The 14,588-nt window shown below is 62.8% G+C and carries 11 protein-coding genes and 1 riboswitch; of the genes, 10 read left to right on the forward strand and 1 reads right to left on the reverse strand.

All coding sequences use genetic code 11. The annotated features are described in order from the left end of the window. Positions 1-215 precede the first annotated feature (215 nt). A riboswitch (cobalamin riboswitch) is annotated at positions 216-415 on the forward strand. Between the two features lie 92 nt (positions 416-507). From cobW to HX868_RS28885, 4 genes are read left to right on the forward strand one after another with little or no spacing between them, the layout of a single operon-like run. Next, the gene (cobW, locus tag HX868_RS28870; protein ID WP_177005202.1) at positions 508-1,569 is read left to right on the forward strand and encodes a cobalamin biosynthesis protein CobW; all 1,062 of its coding nucleotides are present in this window, start codon (positions 508-510) and stop codon (positions 1,567-1,569) included. A 3-nt stretch (positions 1,570-1,572) separates the two neighbouring features. Beyond that, positions 1,573-5,334 (forward strand): cobaltochelatase subunit CobN, encoded by a 3,762-nt coding sequence (gene cobN / locus HX868_RS28875; protein ID WP_177005203.1) that lies wholly within the window; start codon positions 1,573-1,575, stop codon positions 5,332-5,334. Next, positions 5,334-6,332 carry a magnesium chelatase ATPase subunit I gene (locus HX868_RS28880; RefSeq protein WP_177005204.1) on the forward strand — a complete coding sequence of 333 codons (999 nt, stop codon included), beginning with the start codon at positions 5,334-5,336 and terminating at the stop codon, positions 6,330-6,332. Before cobN ends, HX868_RS28880 begins: the two co-directional genes overlap by 1 nt. A 53-nt stretch (positions 6,333-6,385) precedes the next feature. After that, positions 6,386-6,985, forward strand: a complete 600-nt coding sequence (locus HX868_RS28885; protein ID WP_177005285.1) for a vWA domain-containing protein — start codon at positions 6,386-6,388, stop codon at positions 6,983-6,985. Here the strand turns inward: HX868_RS28885 and HX868_RS28890 are convergent. Continuing rightward, complete coding sequence (locus tag HX868_RS28890) at positions 6,982-7,929, reverse strand: DUF1853 family protein (protein WP_177005205.1); 948 nt, start codon at positions 7,927-7,929, stop codon at positions 6,982-6,984. The genes HX868_RS28885 and HX868_RS28890 overlap by 4 nt on opposite strands. Before the next feature lie 144 nt (positions 7,930-8,073). On the opposite strand from HX868_RS28890, the gene HX868_RS28895 reads away from it, so the two are divergent. Genes HX868_RS28895 through pepN form a run of 6 tightly spaced genes read left to right on the forward strand, consistent with a single transcriptional unit; the run spans position 8,074 to position 14,574 of the window. Further along, a complete protein-coding gene (locus tag HX868_RS28895; protein ID WP_038845279.1) occupies positions 8,074-8,964 on the forward strand; it encodes an NAD(+) kinase in 891 nt (296 codons plus the stop codon). Beyond that, positions 8,961-9,935, forward strand: a complete 975-nt coding sequence (locus HX868_RS28900) for a metallophosphoesterase (protein ID WP_425504257.1) — start codon at positions 8,961-8,963, stop codon at positions 9,933-9,935. Before HX868_RS28895 ends, HX868_RS28900 begins: the two co-directional genes overlap by 4 nt. Next, the gene (locus HX868_RS28905; RefSeq protein WP_016979428.1) at positions 9,932-10,801 is read left to right on the forward strand and encodes a rhomboid family intramembrane serine protease; all 870 of its coding nucleotides are present in this window, start codon (positions 9,932-9,934) and stop codon (positions 10,799-10,801) included. Before HX868_RS28900 ends, HX868_RS28905 begins: the two co-directional genes overlap by 4 nt. A 14-nt stretch (positions 10,802-10,815) precedes the next feature. Then, complete coding sequence (locus HX868_RS28910) at positions 10,816-11,076, forward strand: YeaC family protein (protein ID WP_177005207.1); 261 nt, start codon at positions 10,816-10,818, stop codon at positions 11,074-11,076. Then, the gene (locus HX868_RS28915; protein WP_177005208.1) at positions 11,073-11,903 is read left to right on the forward strand and encodes a DUF2797 domain-containing protein; all 831 of its coding nucleotides are present in this window, start codon (positions 11,073-11,075) and stop codon (positions 11,901-11,903) included. Before HX868_RS28910 ends, HX868_RS28915 begins: the two co-directional genes overlap by 4 nt. Positions 11,904-11,916: 13 nt before the next feature. Then, complete coding sequence (gene pepN, locus HX868_RS28920; protein ID WP_177005209.1) at positions 11,917-14,574, forward strand: aminopeptidase N; 2,658 nt, start codon at positions 11,917-11,919, stop codon at positions 14,572-14,574. Positions 14,575-14,588 lie beyond the last annotated feature (14 nt).

Below are 14,588 nucleotides of genomic sequence, written 5' to 3' on the forward strand. Positions count from 1 at the left end.
CCCCAAATCCCTGTCGGATTACGGGCACACCGAGCCTAGGCGAGGTGCCGAGTGTTGGGGCAAGAGCCCTTTTGGTTACTTTTGGCTGGGCCGGCATTCCGGGCTCTTTTCCAAAAGTGACCCGCCGTAAGGGCGGAACCAATTTCAGCCATTACCGCGGCAACGGATATGTACCCCAACCCAAACCCCATCATTGACCATCCCCCAAGCACTGCGTAGCCTTGCACCCTCGAGGTTCTTCAGCCCCAGGCCGAAGCTAAGAAGGGAACGCGGTCCAAGCCGCGGCTGCCCCCGCAACTGTAAAGGGTTCAGCTGACTGCCACGCCACTGCCGAAAGGCGGGAAGGCGCAGCCAGCGCCGGTCGCAAGACCCGCAAGCCCCAAGCCAGGAGACCTGCCTCGCAACCGATTTTCAATTCAACCGGGCGGGGTGATCCGGTGACGAAATCCGCTGCTGCGCACCGTCGCAGGGCCTATCGTCCCGTATGCCCGCCCCTAAGGGCATCCGATGAAAACACTGGCCAAACTCCCCGTCACCATCGTCACCGGCTTCCTCGGCTCGGGCAAGACCACCTTGCTGCGCCACATGCTCGACAACGCCCAGGGCCGTCGCATTGCCGTGATCGTCAATGAATTCGGCGAGCTGGGTATCGACGGTGAAATCCTCAAGCAGTGCTCCATTGGCTGCACCGAAGAAGAAGCCAACGGCCGCGTCTACGAGCTGGCCAACGGCTGCCTGTGCTGCACCGTGCAGGAAGAGTTCTTCCCGGTGATGCGCGAATTGGTGGCCCGCCGCGGCGACCTCGACCACATTCTCATCGAAACCTCCGGCCTGGCCCTGCCAAAACCGCTGGTCCAAGCCTTCCAATGGCCGGAAATCCGCAGCGCCTGCACCGTTGACGCAGTGATCACCGTCGTCGACAGCCCGGCTGTGGCCGCCGGCACCTTCGCCGCCTTCCCGGACCAAGTGGATGCGCAGCGCAAGCTCGACCCGAACCTGGACCATGAATCACCCCTGCACGAGCTGTTCGCCGACCAACTGGCCAGCGCCGACCTCGTTATCCTGAACAAAACCGACCTGATCAGCCCTGAAGACCTGGCCCGCGTGCGCCTGGAAGTCGCGGAAGAACTGCCACCCGCGGTGAAGATCATCGAGGCCAGCAGCGGTCGCCTGCCGCTGGACGTGCTGATCGGCCTGGGTGCCGGCTCCGAAGAACACATCGACGGTCGCCACAGCCATCACGATCATCATCACGAAGGTGAAGACGATCACGATCACGACGCCTTCGATTCCATCTCCATCGACCTGCCGCAAGCCGACGAAGCGCTGCTGCTCGACGCCCTGACCCAGTTGGTGGTGCAACACGGCATCCTGCGCGTCAAAGGTTTCGCCGCAATCCCGAACAAGCCAATGCGCCTGTTGATCCAGGGCGTGGGCACGCGTTTCGACAAGCACTTCGACCGTGCCTGGGGCGCTGACGAAGCGCGCATCACGCGCTTGGTGCTGATCGGTCAGGACCTCGACGCGGCGGGCCTTGAAGCGCAACTGCGCGCCGCCCTCAGCGTTTAACCCATGCACCTGCTCAGGACCCAGCCCGGTGGTTTCGTCTCGGACGACAATATTGCCGACCTTGGCCAAACCCCCGCTGACCTGGTGATCCTGTGCAGCGGCGATTCCAGCCTGGCGCTGCTGGCCGAAGCGGCGCAGCAGTTACCCGACGATTACCCCAGCTTTCGCCTAGCCAACCCGATGCAGGTGCAGAACCACGCCTCGGTCGACCTGTACGTCGATGAAGTGCTGCGCCACGCCAAGGTCATCCTGATCTCGCTGCATGGCGGTATCGGTTATTGGCGTTACGGCATCGAGCGTCTGGTGGAGTTGGCCGAAAGGGGCGTGCAGCTGATCCTGGTGCCGGGGGATGATCGCCCGGACCCTGAACTCAGCGGGTTGAGCACCGTCGGCGCCGAAGCGCGTGATCGCCTCTGGCACTTCCTGCGCCAGGGCGGCCTGGGCAATGCGCTGGATTTTTATCGCTGTCTGGCCAGTGCCTACCTGGGCCGTGACTACGCCTGGGCCGAGCCGCAAACCCTGCCGCGCACGGCGATTTATCATCCGCGCCACGCTAACGCCCGCCTGAATGATTGGCAGGCCGACTGGAATGCCGAGTGGCCAGTGGCGGCGGTGCTGTTCTACCGCTCCCATTTGCAGGCGGCCAATACCGGTTTTATCGATGTGTTCTGCCAGCGCTTGCAAGCGGCGGGTCTCAACCCGTTGCCGATGGCGGTGGCCAGTCTGAAAGAGCCCGGCTGTCTGGCGGTGGTCGAGGATCTGCTGGACGAGGTGGGCGCGGCGGTGATCCTCAACACCACCGGTTTCGCCCAATCCAGCCCGGAAGCGCCACATTTGCGCCCGTTTCGCCGCAATATCCCGGTGATTCAGGCGATCTGCGCCCAGGACAACCAGCCCGGCTGGGAAGCCAGTGAGCAAGGCCTGGGCCCCCGCGACCTGGCGATGCACATTGCCTTGCCGGAGTTGGACGGACGCATCATCAGCCGTCCGATCAGTTTCAAGGACCTGGCCTGGCGCAGCGAGCGCAGCCAGTCGGATGTGGTGTGCTATCGAGCTGCGCCCGAACGCATGGATTTTGTCGCAGAATTGGCGCGACGCTGGGTCGAGTTGGCGCGGGTGCCGAATGCCGACAAACGCATCGCGCTGATCCTCGCCAACTATCCGACCCGCGATGGGCGTATCGGCAACGGTGTCGGCCTGGATACGCCGGCGGCGGCGCTGAATATCCTGCGTGCGTTGCACGTCGAAGGCTATCCGGTGCCGGATGCACTGCCGGAAAGCGGCATGGCACTGATCCACGATTTGCTCGGCGGCGTCACTAACGACCTGGACAGCCTCGACCTGCGCCCCTGTCATCAAAGCCTGGGCCTGGATGACTACGAGGCGATGTTCAGCCGCTTGCCCGAGGTCAATCGGCAGGCGGTATTGGAGCGCTGGGGCACGGCCCATAACGATCCGATGTTCCGCGATGGTCGCATGATGATCGCCGGCCTGCGCCTGGGCCTGACCTTTGTCGGTATCCAACCGGCGCGGGGTTATCAGGTGGACGCCAGCGCGGTTTACCACGACCCGGACCTGGTGCCGCCCCACGGCTACCTGGCGTTCTATTTTTGGCTGCGCCACACCTATGGCGCCCATGGCGTGATTCATGTGGGCAAGCACGGCAATCTTGAATGGTTGCCGGGCAAGGGCGTGGGCCTGTCGGAAAACTGCTGGCCCGATGCGCTGTTGGGGCCGCTGCCAAACATCTACCCGTTTATCGTCAACGATCCGGGCGAGGGCGCCCAGGCCAAGCGACGTACCCAGGCGGTGATCATCGATCACCTGATGCCGCCGCTGACCCGCGCTGAAACCTACGGCCCGCTGCGTAACCTTGAGTTGCTGGCGGACGAGTATTACGAAGCGCAACTGCTCGATCCGCGCCGCGCCCTGGAGTTGCAGAAAGACATCCTCAAACTGGTGCGCGAAACGCGCATCGACCAGGAGCTTGAGCTGGAGAGCGACGCCGACGCTGCCGTGTGGTTGCCGCGCCTTGATACTTACCTGTGCGACTTGAAGGAGTCGCAGATCCGCGATGGCCTGCACATCTTTGGTGAGTCGCCCGCAGGCCGCTTGCGCATCGACACGTTGCTGGCCTTGTTGCGTATCCCGCGTGGCGATGGGCGTGGCCCGCAATCGAGCCTGCTGCGTGTGTTGGCCAAGGCTTTCGACTTGGGCTTTGATCCGTTGGACTGTGCCCTGGCCGAACCTTGGACGGGGCGCCGACCTCAGGTATTGCAGAAGATCGACGCGCAATTGTGGCGCACCGCTGGCGATACCCGCGAACGCCTGGAGCTGTATGCCGCACGGCTGATCGAGCAGGCGCTCGAAGGCCCGCTTGAACAGTTGGAAGAGCCCGGTTGGGAAGAGGTGAAGGCGGTTATCGAAAGCCTGCGCATCGTGGTGGCGCCGCGCCTTGACGCCTGTGGTCCCGCGGAAATGCGCGGATTGCTGGATGCCCTCAGCGGCCGTTTTGTGCCGGCAGGCCCGAGTGGCGCACCGAGTCGCGGGCGTTTGGATGTGCTGCCAACCGGGCGCAACTTCTTCACCGTCGATGTGCGCAACCTGCCGACCACCACGGCGTGGCGCATCGGATTTCAATCCGCCAACCTGATTCTAGAGCGACATTTGCAGGACCACGGCGACCACCTGCGCCAGCTCGGCCTGTCGGTGTGGGGCACCGCTACCATGCGCACTGGCGGGGATGATATCGCCCAGGCCATGGCGCTGATGGGCGTACGCCCGGTATGGGCGACGGGCAGCCAACGGGTGGATGATTTCGAGATCCTGCCGATCAGCCTGTTGGACCGCCCGCGTGTCGACGTGACCTTGCGCGTGTCAGGCTTTTTCCGCGATGCCTTCGCCAACCTGATCCGCCTGTTCGACGCCGCGGTGCAGGCCGTGGCGGCGCTGGATGAGCCGGACGACATGAACCCGCTGGCGGCCAAGGTGCGCAGTGAGCGTGAGGCGTTGCGCCAGTCCGGCCTGGATGAAGAGGCTGCGGCCAAGCAGGCCGGTTGGCGTATCTTCGGCGCCAAGCCCGGCGCCTATGGTGCGGGTGTGCAAGGCGCGGTCGATGGTCGCCTGTGGCAAAGTCGTGAAGACCTCGCCGAGGTTTACTTGAACTGGGGCGGCTACGCCTATGGCGGTTCCGACGAAGGCACCGCCGCCCGCGCGCAGTTTGCCCAGCGCTTGAGCCAGGTGCAGGCCGTTTTGCAAAACCAGGACAACCGCGAGCACGACCTGCTCGACTCCAACGATTACTACCAATTCCAAGGCGGCATGCTCGCCGCGGTGGAGACCCTGAGCGGCGACAAGGCGGCCAGCTATCATGGTGACCACAGCCAGCCCGACCTGCCGAAGATCCGCACCTTGAAGGAAGAGCTGAACCGGGTGATCCGTTCCCGCGCCGCCAACCCCAAGTGGATCGAAGGCGTGAAGCGCCATGGCTATAAAGGTGCCTTCGAGATGGCGGCGACCGTGGACAATCTGTTCGCCTTCGACGCCACCACGGCGCTGATTGACGATCACCAATACGCCCTGTTGGCCGACGCATATTTGCTCGACCCCGACACCCGCGCTTTTGTGCAGCAGCACAACCCCGATGCGCTGCGGGACATGACCGAGCGCATGCTCGAAGCGCAGCAGCGTGGCATGTGGCAGGAGCCGGGGGCGTACCGCGAGGCGTTGGAAAACCTGTTGCTGGATATAGAAGAAGACAGCTGATGACCGATATTCCCCATTTCCCGCTGTCCGCCGTGGTCGGCGCCGATGACTTGAAACTGGCACTGTGCCTGACCGCTATCGATCCGAAGATCGGCGGTGTGCTGATCGAAGGCCCGCGCGGGATGGCCAAGTCGACCTTGGCGCGTGGTCTGGCGGACCTGCTCGCCAGCGGTCAGTTCGTGACCTTGCCCTTGGGCGCGACTGAAGAGCGCCTTGTCGGCACGCTGGACCTGGATGCTGCATTGGGCGAGGGCCGGGCGCAGTTTTCGCCCGGCGTATTGGCCAAGGCGGATGGCGGCGTGTTGTACGTCGATGAAGTCAACCTGCTGCCCGATCACCTGGTGGATGTGCTGCTGGACGTGGCCGCCAGCGGCACCAATCTGATCGAGCGCGACGGCATTTCCCATCGCCATTCGGCGCGGTTCGTGTTGATTGGCACCATGAACCCGGAGGAGGGCGAGTTGCGTCCGCAACTGCTCGACCGTTTCGGTTTCAACGTGGCGTTGAGCGGGCAGACCTTGCCGGCCGAGCGTGGGCAGATTATTCGTCGGCGCCTGGATTTCGACAGCGACCCGGCGGCGTTCTGCGCGCAATGGGAAGCGTCGCAGGCGACCTTGCGCGAACGCTGCACTCAGGCGCGGGCACAGCTGGGCACTATCGCGCTGGATGACGAGGCGCTGGCACAGATCACCGAGCGGTGTTTTGCAGCAGGTGTCGACGGTTTGCGTGCGGACCTGGTGTGGTTGCGCGGCGCTCGGGCCCATGCCGCCTGGCGTGGCGCCAATGCGATCGCCGAGGAAGATATCGAAGCGGTGGCCGAGTTTGCCCTGCGCCATCGTCGCCAGGAACAAACCCCATCGTCCAACCCGCCAAGTGAAGGGCAGTCGCCCAAATCCTCCGACGCTTCGCCAGGCCAAGGCCAGTGGGGCGACATGCCCGCTCCGGCCCTGCCCACGGGGGCGCGCCGGGAAGTCCCCACCTGGCCAAAAAAGCCCTAGGCATTCGCCCCCGACCTGACACGGGGGCGGATGCCCGCCCCAAGGCCGGGCGACTGGACAGCGGCAGGTACGGTAAGGCGCGCAGCGCGAAACAAGGCTCGATCAATTGGCCGGGTACCTTGCTCGGTGGCCGCCCGCAAACCCGTGAAGATTTGCTCTATCACCTGCGCAGCCGTTCGGCCCATGAGCTGTGGCTGGTGATTGTCGACGCGTCGGCCTCCACCCGGCGGCACCGTGCGCTCACCGATGCCAAGGGTTTGTTGGCGCAATTGTTTGATGACGCCTACCGCCAGCGAGCGCGGATGGCGTTGTTGACGGCCAGCGGGCACTCGCCCAAATGGCAGGTCCAGGGGTTGAAGGCGGCGAAGGGCTTGGCGGATTGGTTGGATCAATTGGGCGCGGGCGGTGGTACGCCGTTGCTCGCGGCGTTGACCGAAGCCGGGGCGTGGCTGGCGCAGCGGCGCAAGCGGTATCCGGCTGAACAACAGCGGCTGCTGGTGATCACTGACGGGCGACTCAAGGACATCGCCGGGTTGCCGTTGCTGGAGTGTCCGGGGCTTTTGGTGGATATCGAGCGTGGGCCGATCAGGTTGGGTCGGGCTCGGGAGTTGGCGGTGGGGTTGCAACTGGATTACCGGCATATTGACGATTAGGTATTGCCGGGCACATTCGGCCAAAGGTCTGCCACCAGGAACAATCGCTCGGCTTCTTCCCAATCCTCCTTTACTTGAACCATCCGTACCAACAACTGCGCCGGCGCCATCGGATCCAGCTCCGCCAGCCAGCCCCTCATCTGTTCTTCACTCCAGACTTCATCCGCCGTGTAATGCGCCGGCGCCAACCACGCATGTCGGGGCAGGGGTTGCCAGCGGCCGGGCTGGCTGCGGGCGACAAACGCTTGCCAATCACGCTGATGCAACCAGCGTCCGCGCAGGTGTTGTGGATGAGCGCCAACGGGCTCAACGGCCTCGCCAGGCCAGGGGTACAACAGATAGCCGCCCAGCCACAAATGCGCATCGAATTGTTGGATATCCAGCGCCGCCAGTGCCTCTCGGCTTTCCAGCCGCGCTGAAATCGGCAGTTGATGCTGGGCCAGATGCGCCAGTTTGCGGTCCAGCCGGTCATGGCAACCCGGCCCCAGCCATTGCGCCGTGTCCTGGCCATTGCCGTCCTGCGGACCGAGATAGAGTTTGATCGCCAGTTCCAGGTGATGCACGCCGTCACGGTCGCGTAGCAGCATGTCCAGCTCGCCGAGGGTATGCCCGGCGCGGCGGATTGGCAGATTGGCCGCCAACAGTTCCACGCCCGGTGCATGTTGTACGGCGAACTGCCACAGGCGCTCGTAATACAGGCCCAGGCGACGGGTGCGCGACAGGTTCAGCCAGTGCTGCAAGGCGCTGCTGTCCCGATCGAGCTGGCGCAGCCAGTGCTCCAGCAGATGAGGCGCTTGCACCCAATCGCTGCCGGCCAACGGATGGCGCTGTGGCCAAGGCGTTTGCGCCAACATCGGCGGGGCGAGCATTACCCACGCCAGGTCGCGCACTTCGGGGTGGCGCAGCTGGCGGGGCAGGTTGTGCAGATCCGGGAACACAGTCATGGTCCGAGCATAGCCTTTTAAGTGCCGGGCAGGTGGCTGAGAACCATTGTCATCAAGGCTTCACGGCGACAAAGGATTTTGCCTGGGGCGGCCTTTCGCCCATAATCCTTCTTTTTGCCACACCCCACATCCCGCAGGAGCCCCATGGAGCAATTTCGCAATATCGGCATTATCGGTCGCCTGGGCAGTACCCAGGTGTTGGACACCGTCCGCCGGCTGAAAAAATTCCTGCTGGACCGCCACCTGCATGTGATCCTTGAAGACACCATCGCCGAAATCCTCCCCGGCCACGGCCTGCAGACCTCTTCACGCAAGATGCTCGGCGAAGTCTGTGACATGGTGATTGTGGTCGGCGGCGACGGCAGCCTGCTGGGCGCAGCCCGTGCCTTGGCACGGCATAACGTGCCGGTGCTGGGGATCAACCGCGGCAGCCTGGGTTTTCTCACCGATATCCGCCCGGATGAGCTGGAAGTCGAAGTGGCCAAGGTGCTCGACGGCCATTACCTGGTGGAGAACCGCTTCCTGCTGCAAGCCGAAGTGCGCCGCCACGGCGAAGCCATCGGCCAGGGCGACGCCCTGAATGACGTGGTGCTGCACCCTGGCAAGTCCACGCGGATGATCGAGTTCGAACTCTACATAGACGGCCAGTTCGTCTGCAGCCAGAAGGCTGACGGCCTGATCGTAGCCACGCCCACCGGCTCCACCGCCTACGCATTGTCGGCGGGTGGCCCGATCATGCATCCCAAGCTGGATGCCATTGTGATCGTGCCGATGTACCCCCATATGTTGTCGAGCAGGCCGATTGTGGTCGACGGCAACAGTGAGCTGAAAATCGTGGTGTCCAAAGACATGCAAATCTACCCGCAGGTGTCGTGTGACGGGCAGAACCATTTCACCTGCGCCCCCGGTGACACCATCACCGTGAGCAAAAAGGCACAGAAGTTGCGGTTGATCCACCCGCTGGACCACAACTACTACGAAGTGTGCCGCACCAAGCTGGGCTGGGGCAGCCGCTTGGGGGGTGGAGGCGACTGATGCTCGATCCCGCGCGTAGCTACGACCTGATTGGTGACGTGCACGGTTGCGCTCATACCCTTGAGCACTTGCTCGACCAGTTGGGCTATCACAAGGTCGGCGGTGTCTGGCGGCATCCGTCGCGTATGGCGGTGTTCCTCGGCGATATCATCGACCGTGGCCCACGCATCCGTGAGGCGTTGCACATCGTCCACGACATGACCGAAGCCGGCCAGGCGCTGTGCATCATGGGCAACCATGAGTTCAATGCGCTGGGCTGGACCACGCCGGCACCGCCGGGCAGTGGCAGGCAGTTCGTGCGCGAACACAACCCACGGCACGCGCGGTTGATCCACGAAACCCTGACCCAGTTCGAGCACCACCCGGCCGACTGGCACGACTTCCTCGGCTGGTTCTATGACATGCCGCTGTTTGTCGATGCCGGGCGCTTTCGTGTGGTGCATGCCTGCTGGGATGACGGCTTTATCGATCCGCTGCGCGCCACGTTCCCGGACGGCTGCATCGACCAGCATTTCCTGCAGGCCGCCGCCGTGCCGGGTAGTTTTGCCTGCAACGCTTTCGACCGACTGTTGCGCGGCACCGACATGCGCCTGCCGGATGGCCTCACGCTGACCGGTGGCGATGGCCTGACGCGCTCGTTCTTTCGCACCAAGTTCTGGGAGGACGACCCCAAGACCTACGGCGACATCGTGTTCCAGCCCGACGCCTTGCCGGAGCCAGTAGCGCGTACGCCCTTGTCCTCCACCGAAAAGAATTCCCTGCTGCGTTACGGCGTCGACGAACCCTTGTTGTTTGTCGGGCATTACTGGCGCAGCGGCAAACCGGCGCCGATCCGCGAGAACCTGGCGTGCCTGGACTACAGCGCCGTGCTGTACGGCAAGCTGGTGGCTTATCGTCTGGATCAGGAAACGCGCCTGGATCCGAGTAAATTCGTATGGGTCGACGTTGAGCGCCCCGAGGTCATCAAATGAGTACCGTGGCTGTATTGCGCCTGCCCCTGAGTGTCGACCTGGGCGGCTTTGTCCAGTTGCTGCAACGCATGCAAGTGCCCCATCGCGTCAGCGAAGAGGCGGGCGAGCAGGTGTTGTGGGTGCCGGAAACCATCAGCGACGACGTGCGTGTGCTGTATCAACGCTTTCCCGCCGGTGACCCGGACCAGCAACTGGATATTCCCGAGCAGGCGCCGGTCAAGCGCCCCGGGTTTGTGCAGCAACTGCGCCAAAGCCCGGTGACTGCGCTGGTGTTGCTGGCAAGCATCATCGTAGGCGCGCTGACCTTGCTCGGTGAAAACCTGCAAGCCATGAGCTGGCTGACGTTCCTGCAGTTTCGCATCGTCGGCGAGTACATCCAGTTCACGCCCCTGGCCGACAGCCTGGCGGCGGGTCAGTGGTGGCGCCTGGTCACGCCGATGCTGATCCACTTCGGCATCCTGCACCTGGCCATGAACGGCATGTGGTACTGGGAACTGGGCCGGCGCATCGAAGCGCGCCAGGGCAGCATCAATCTGCTCGGCCTGACGCTGTTGTTCAGCCTGGTGTCGAACTACGCTCAATACGTTTTTGGCGGGCCTGGCCTGTTCGGTGGGTTGTCCGGTGTGCTGTACGGCCTGCTCGGGCATTGCTGGATTTTTCAATTACTGTCGCCCAACCCGGCCTATCGCCTGCCCCGTGGGGTGCTGGTGATGATGCTGGTGTGGTTGCTGCTTTGCCTGTCGGGGCTGGTCTCGATGATCGGTTTCGGCGAAATCGCCAACGCTGCCCATGTCGGCGGCCTGGTTATCGGTTGCCTGACGGGTTTGCTGGGTGGGCTGTACAGCCGCCGCAAAGCCTCTCTTTGATAAGGAAGAGCCTTATGTCCTCTTTTGCTGAAATGATCGAAAACATCACCCCGGACATCTACGAGAGCCTCAAGCTCGCCGTGGAAATCGGCAAGTGGTTCGACGGCCGCAAGCTCACTGCCGAACAGCGCGAGCTGTCCCTGCAAGCGGTGATCGCCTGGGAAATCCAGAACCTGCCGGAAGAGCAGCGCACCGGCTACATGGGCCCGCAGGAATGCGCCTCCAAGTCCGCGCCCGTACCGAATATCCTGTTCAAGTCGGATGCGATCCATTGATTGAAATTGGTCGCGGTGCAGTCAGCAAGATGTCGGCGCAACTCGGTGAGCCGACCGTTCAATACGCGTTTCGACTGGGCGATGTCGAGGTGCCGGTCAACCCGTTGATTGGTACACACGTACGCCTGGAATACCTCGGTGCCATCCATTGCAGCCATTGCGGCCGCAAGACCAAGACTAGCTTCAGCCAGGGTTACTGCTACCCGTGCATGACCAAGCTGGCCCAGTGTGACCTGTGCATCATGAGCCCCGAGCGTTGCCATTACGACGCCGGCACCTGCCGCGATCCGGGCTGGGGTGAAAAATTCTGCATGACCGACCACGTGGTGTACCTGGCGAATTCGTCGGGGATCAAGGTCGGCATCACCCGCGCCACCCAGTTGCCGACGCGCTGGCTGGACCAGGGCGCGAGTCAGGCGCTGCCGATCATGCGCGTGGCGACCCGCCAGCAGTCTGGTTTCGTCGAAGACCTGTTCCGCAGTCAGGTAGCCGATAAAACCAACTGGCGCGCGCTGCTCAAAGGCGACGCCCAAGCCGTCGACCTCAAGCAGGTGCGCGATGAGCTGTTCGCCTCCTGCGCCGAAGGCTTGCTCGGTTTGCAGGAACGCTTTGGCCTGCAGGCCATCCAACCGATAACCGACATCGAACCGATCGAAATCCGCTACCCGGTCGAGCAGTATCCGGCCAAGATCGTCAGCTTCAACCTGGACAAGAACCCGATTGCCGAAGGCACGCTGCTGGGGATCAAAGGCCAATACCTGATCTTCGACACCGGCGTTATCAACATTCGTAAGTACACGGCCTACCAGCTCGCCGTGCATCAGTAGAAGGATGCCACCCATGCGCACCGAACAACCGAAGATGATCTACCTGAAGGACTATCAGGCGCCGGACTACCTGATCGAAGAGACGCACCTGACCTTCGAGTTGTTCGAGGACCACAGCCTGGTCCACGCGCAACTGGTGATGCGCCGCAACCCTGAGCGCGGCGCCGGCTTGCCGCCATTGGTGCTGGACGGCCAGCAACTGGAGCTGCTGAGCGTGAACCTTGCCGATCAGGAGTTGACGGCAGATGACTACCAACTGACCGACAGCCACCTGACGGTACAGCCAAAGAGCGCGACCTTTACCCTGGACACCACGGTAAAAATCCACCCGGAAACCAACACCGCCCTGGAAGGCCTGTACAAGTCCGGCAGCATGTTCTGCACCCAGTGCGAAGCTGAAGGTTTCCGCAAGATCACCTATTACCTCGACCGCCCGGACGTGATGAGCACCTTCACCACCACGGTGATCGCCGAGCAGCATCGCTACCCGATCCTGCTGTCCAACGGCAACCCGATTGCCAGCGGCCCCGGTGAAGACGGTCGCCACTGGGCGACCTGGGAAGACCCGTTCAAGAAGCCGGCGTACCTGTTTGCGCTGGTGGCGGGTGATTTGTGGTGTGTCGAAGACACCTTCACCACCATGACCAACCGCGAGGTCGCGCTGCGCATCTACGTCGAGCCGGAAAACATCGACAAGTGCCAGCACGCCATGACCAGCCTGAAAAAATCCATGCGCTGGGACGAAGAAACCTACGGTCGCGAGTACGACCTCGACATCTTCATGATCGTGGCGGTGAACGACTTCAACATGGGCGCCATGGAAAACAAGGGCCTCAACATCTTCAACTCCAGCGCCGTGCTGGCCCGCGCCGAAACCGCTACCGACGCCGCGCACCAGCGGGTCGAGGCGATCGTCGCCCACGAATACTTCCACAACTGGTCGGGCAACCGCGTGACCTGCCGCGACTGGTTCCAGCTGTCGCTCAAGGAAGGCTTCACCGTCTACCGTGACTCGCAATTCTCCGCCGACATGAACTCGGCCACGGTCAAACGCATCCAGGACGTGGCGTACCTGCGTACCCACCAGTTTGCCGAAGATGCCGGCCCGATGGCCCACGCGGTGCGTCCGGACAGCTTTATCGAAATCTCCAACTTCTACACCCTGACTGTGTACGAAAAGGGCTCGGAAGTTGTGGGCATGATCCACACCTTGCTCGGTGCCGAAGGCTTCCGCAAAGGCAGCGACCTATACTTCGAACGCCATGACGGCCAGGCCGTGACCTGTGATGATTTCATCAAGGCCATGGAAGACGCCAACGGCGCTGATCTGACCCAGTTCAAGCGCTGGTACAGCCAGGCCGGCACGCCACGCTTGGCGGTGAGCGAGTCCTATGACGCTGCGGCCAAAACCTACAGCCTGACCTTCCGCCAGAGCTGCCCGGAAACGCCGGATAAGGTGGAAAAACTGCCGTTCGTGATCCCGGTGGAACTGGGCTTGCTGGACGGGAAGGGCGCCGCTATCGCCTTGCGCCTGGCCGGTGAAGCGGCCGCTGGCGGCACGTCGCGCGTTATTTCTGTGACCGAGGCCGAGCAGACCTTCACCTTCGTGGATATCCCCGAGCAGCCATTGCCTTCGCTGCTGCGCGGTTTCTCGGCGCCGGTTAAATTGAGCTTCCCGTACAACCGCGATCAACTGATGTTCCTGATGCAGCACGACAGCGACGGCTTCAACCGCCGGGATGCCGGCCAGCAGTTGTCGGTGCAGGTGTTGCAGGAACTCATCGCCCAGCATCAGCAGGGCCAGGCCTTGCACATGGATCAACGTTTGATCACCGCGCTGCGCAGCGTGTTGAGCGACGAAAGCCTGGATCAGGCCATGGTTGCAGAGATGCTGTCGTTGCCGGGTGAAGCCTATCTTACGGAAATCAGCGAGGTTGCGGATGTGGATGCCATCCACGCTGCCCGTGAGTTTGCTCGCAAACAACTGTCGGAGAACCTGCACGAAGCACTGTGGTTGCGCTACCAGGCCAATCGCGAGCTGTCCAAGCAGACGCCTTATGTGGCGGCGGCCGAGCACTTTGCCCGTCGTGCGTTGCAGAACATTGCGCTGTCGTACCTGATGCTCAGTGGCAAACCGGAAGTGCTGGCGGCGACCCTCGAACAGTTCGACAGCGCCGACAACATGACCGAGCGCCTGACCGCACTGGCGGTGCTGGTGAATTCGCCGTTCGACGCCGAGAAGGCCAAGGCCCTGGCGGTGTTTGCCGAGAACTTCAAGGACAACCCGCTGGTCATGGACCAGTGGTTCAGCGTACAGGCTGGCAGCACTTTGCCGGGCGGGCTGGAGCGCGTGAAGGCGTTGATGGAGCACCCGGCGTTCACGATGAAGAACCCGAACAAGGTGCGTGCATTGATTGGCGCCTTCGCCGGGCAGAACTTGATCAACTTCCACGCGGCGGACGGTTCGGGCTATCGCTTCCTGGCGGATCTGGTGATCGAGCTGAATGGCTTCAACCCACAGATCGCTTCGCGCCAATTGGCGCCGTTGACCCGCTGGCGCAAATACGACAGCGCGCGCCAGGCGCTGATGAAGGCGGAGCTGGAGCGCATTCGGGCGTCGGGTGAGCTGTCGAGCGATGTGTTCGAGGTGGTCAGCAAAAGCCTGGCTTAAGCGGGACACTGAAT

It is taken from the genome of Pseudomonas reactans (genome assembly GCF_013385825.1).
In the GTDB taxonomy this organism is placed as follows: Bacteria; Pseudomonadota; Gammaproteobacteria; order Pseudomonadales; family Pseudomonadaceae; genus Aquipseudomonas; species Aquipseudomonas reactans.

Excerpts from the sequence above, each read along its gene's own strand:
- cobN (WP_177005203.1), top strand. The coding sequence starts at position 1,573 with ATGCACCTGCTCAGGACCCAGCCCGGTGGTTTCGTCTCGGACGACAAT.
- cobW (WP_177005202.1), top strand. The coding sequence starts at position 508 with ATGAAAACACTGGCCAAACTCCCCGTCACCATCGTCACCGGCTTCCTC.
- HX868_RS28905 (WP_016979428.1), top strand. The coding sequence starts at position 9,932 with ATGAGTACCGTGGCTGTATTGCGCCTGCCCCTGAGTGTCGACCTGGGC.
- HX868_RS28880 (WP_177005204.1), top strand. The coding sequence starts at position 5,334 with ATGACCGATATTCCCCATTTCCCGCTGTCCGCCGTGGTCGGCGCCGAT.
- pepN (WP_177005209.1), top strand. The coding sequence starts at position 11,917 with ATGCGCACCGAACAACCGAAGATGATCTACCTGAAGGACTATCAGGCG.
- HX868_RS28895 (WP_038845279.1), top strand. The coding sequence starts at position 8,074 with ATGGAGCAATTTCGCAATATCGGCATTATCGGTCGCCTGGGCAGTACC.
- HX868_RS28890 (WP_177005205.1), bottom strand. The coding sequence starts at position 7,929 with ATGACTGTGTTCCCGGATCTGCACAACCTGCCCCGCCAGCTGCGCCAC.
- HX868_RS28910 (WP_177005207.1), top strand. The coding sequence starts at position 10,816 with ATGTCCTCTTTTGCTGAAATGATCGAAAACATCACCCCGGACATCTAC.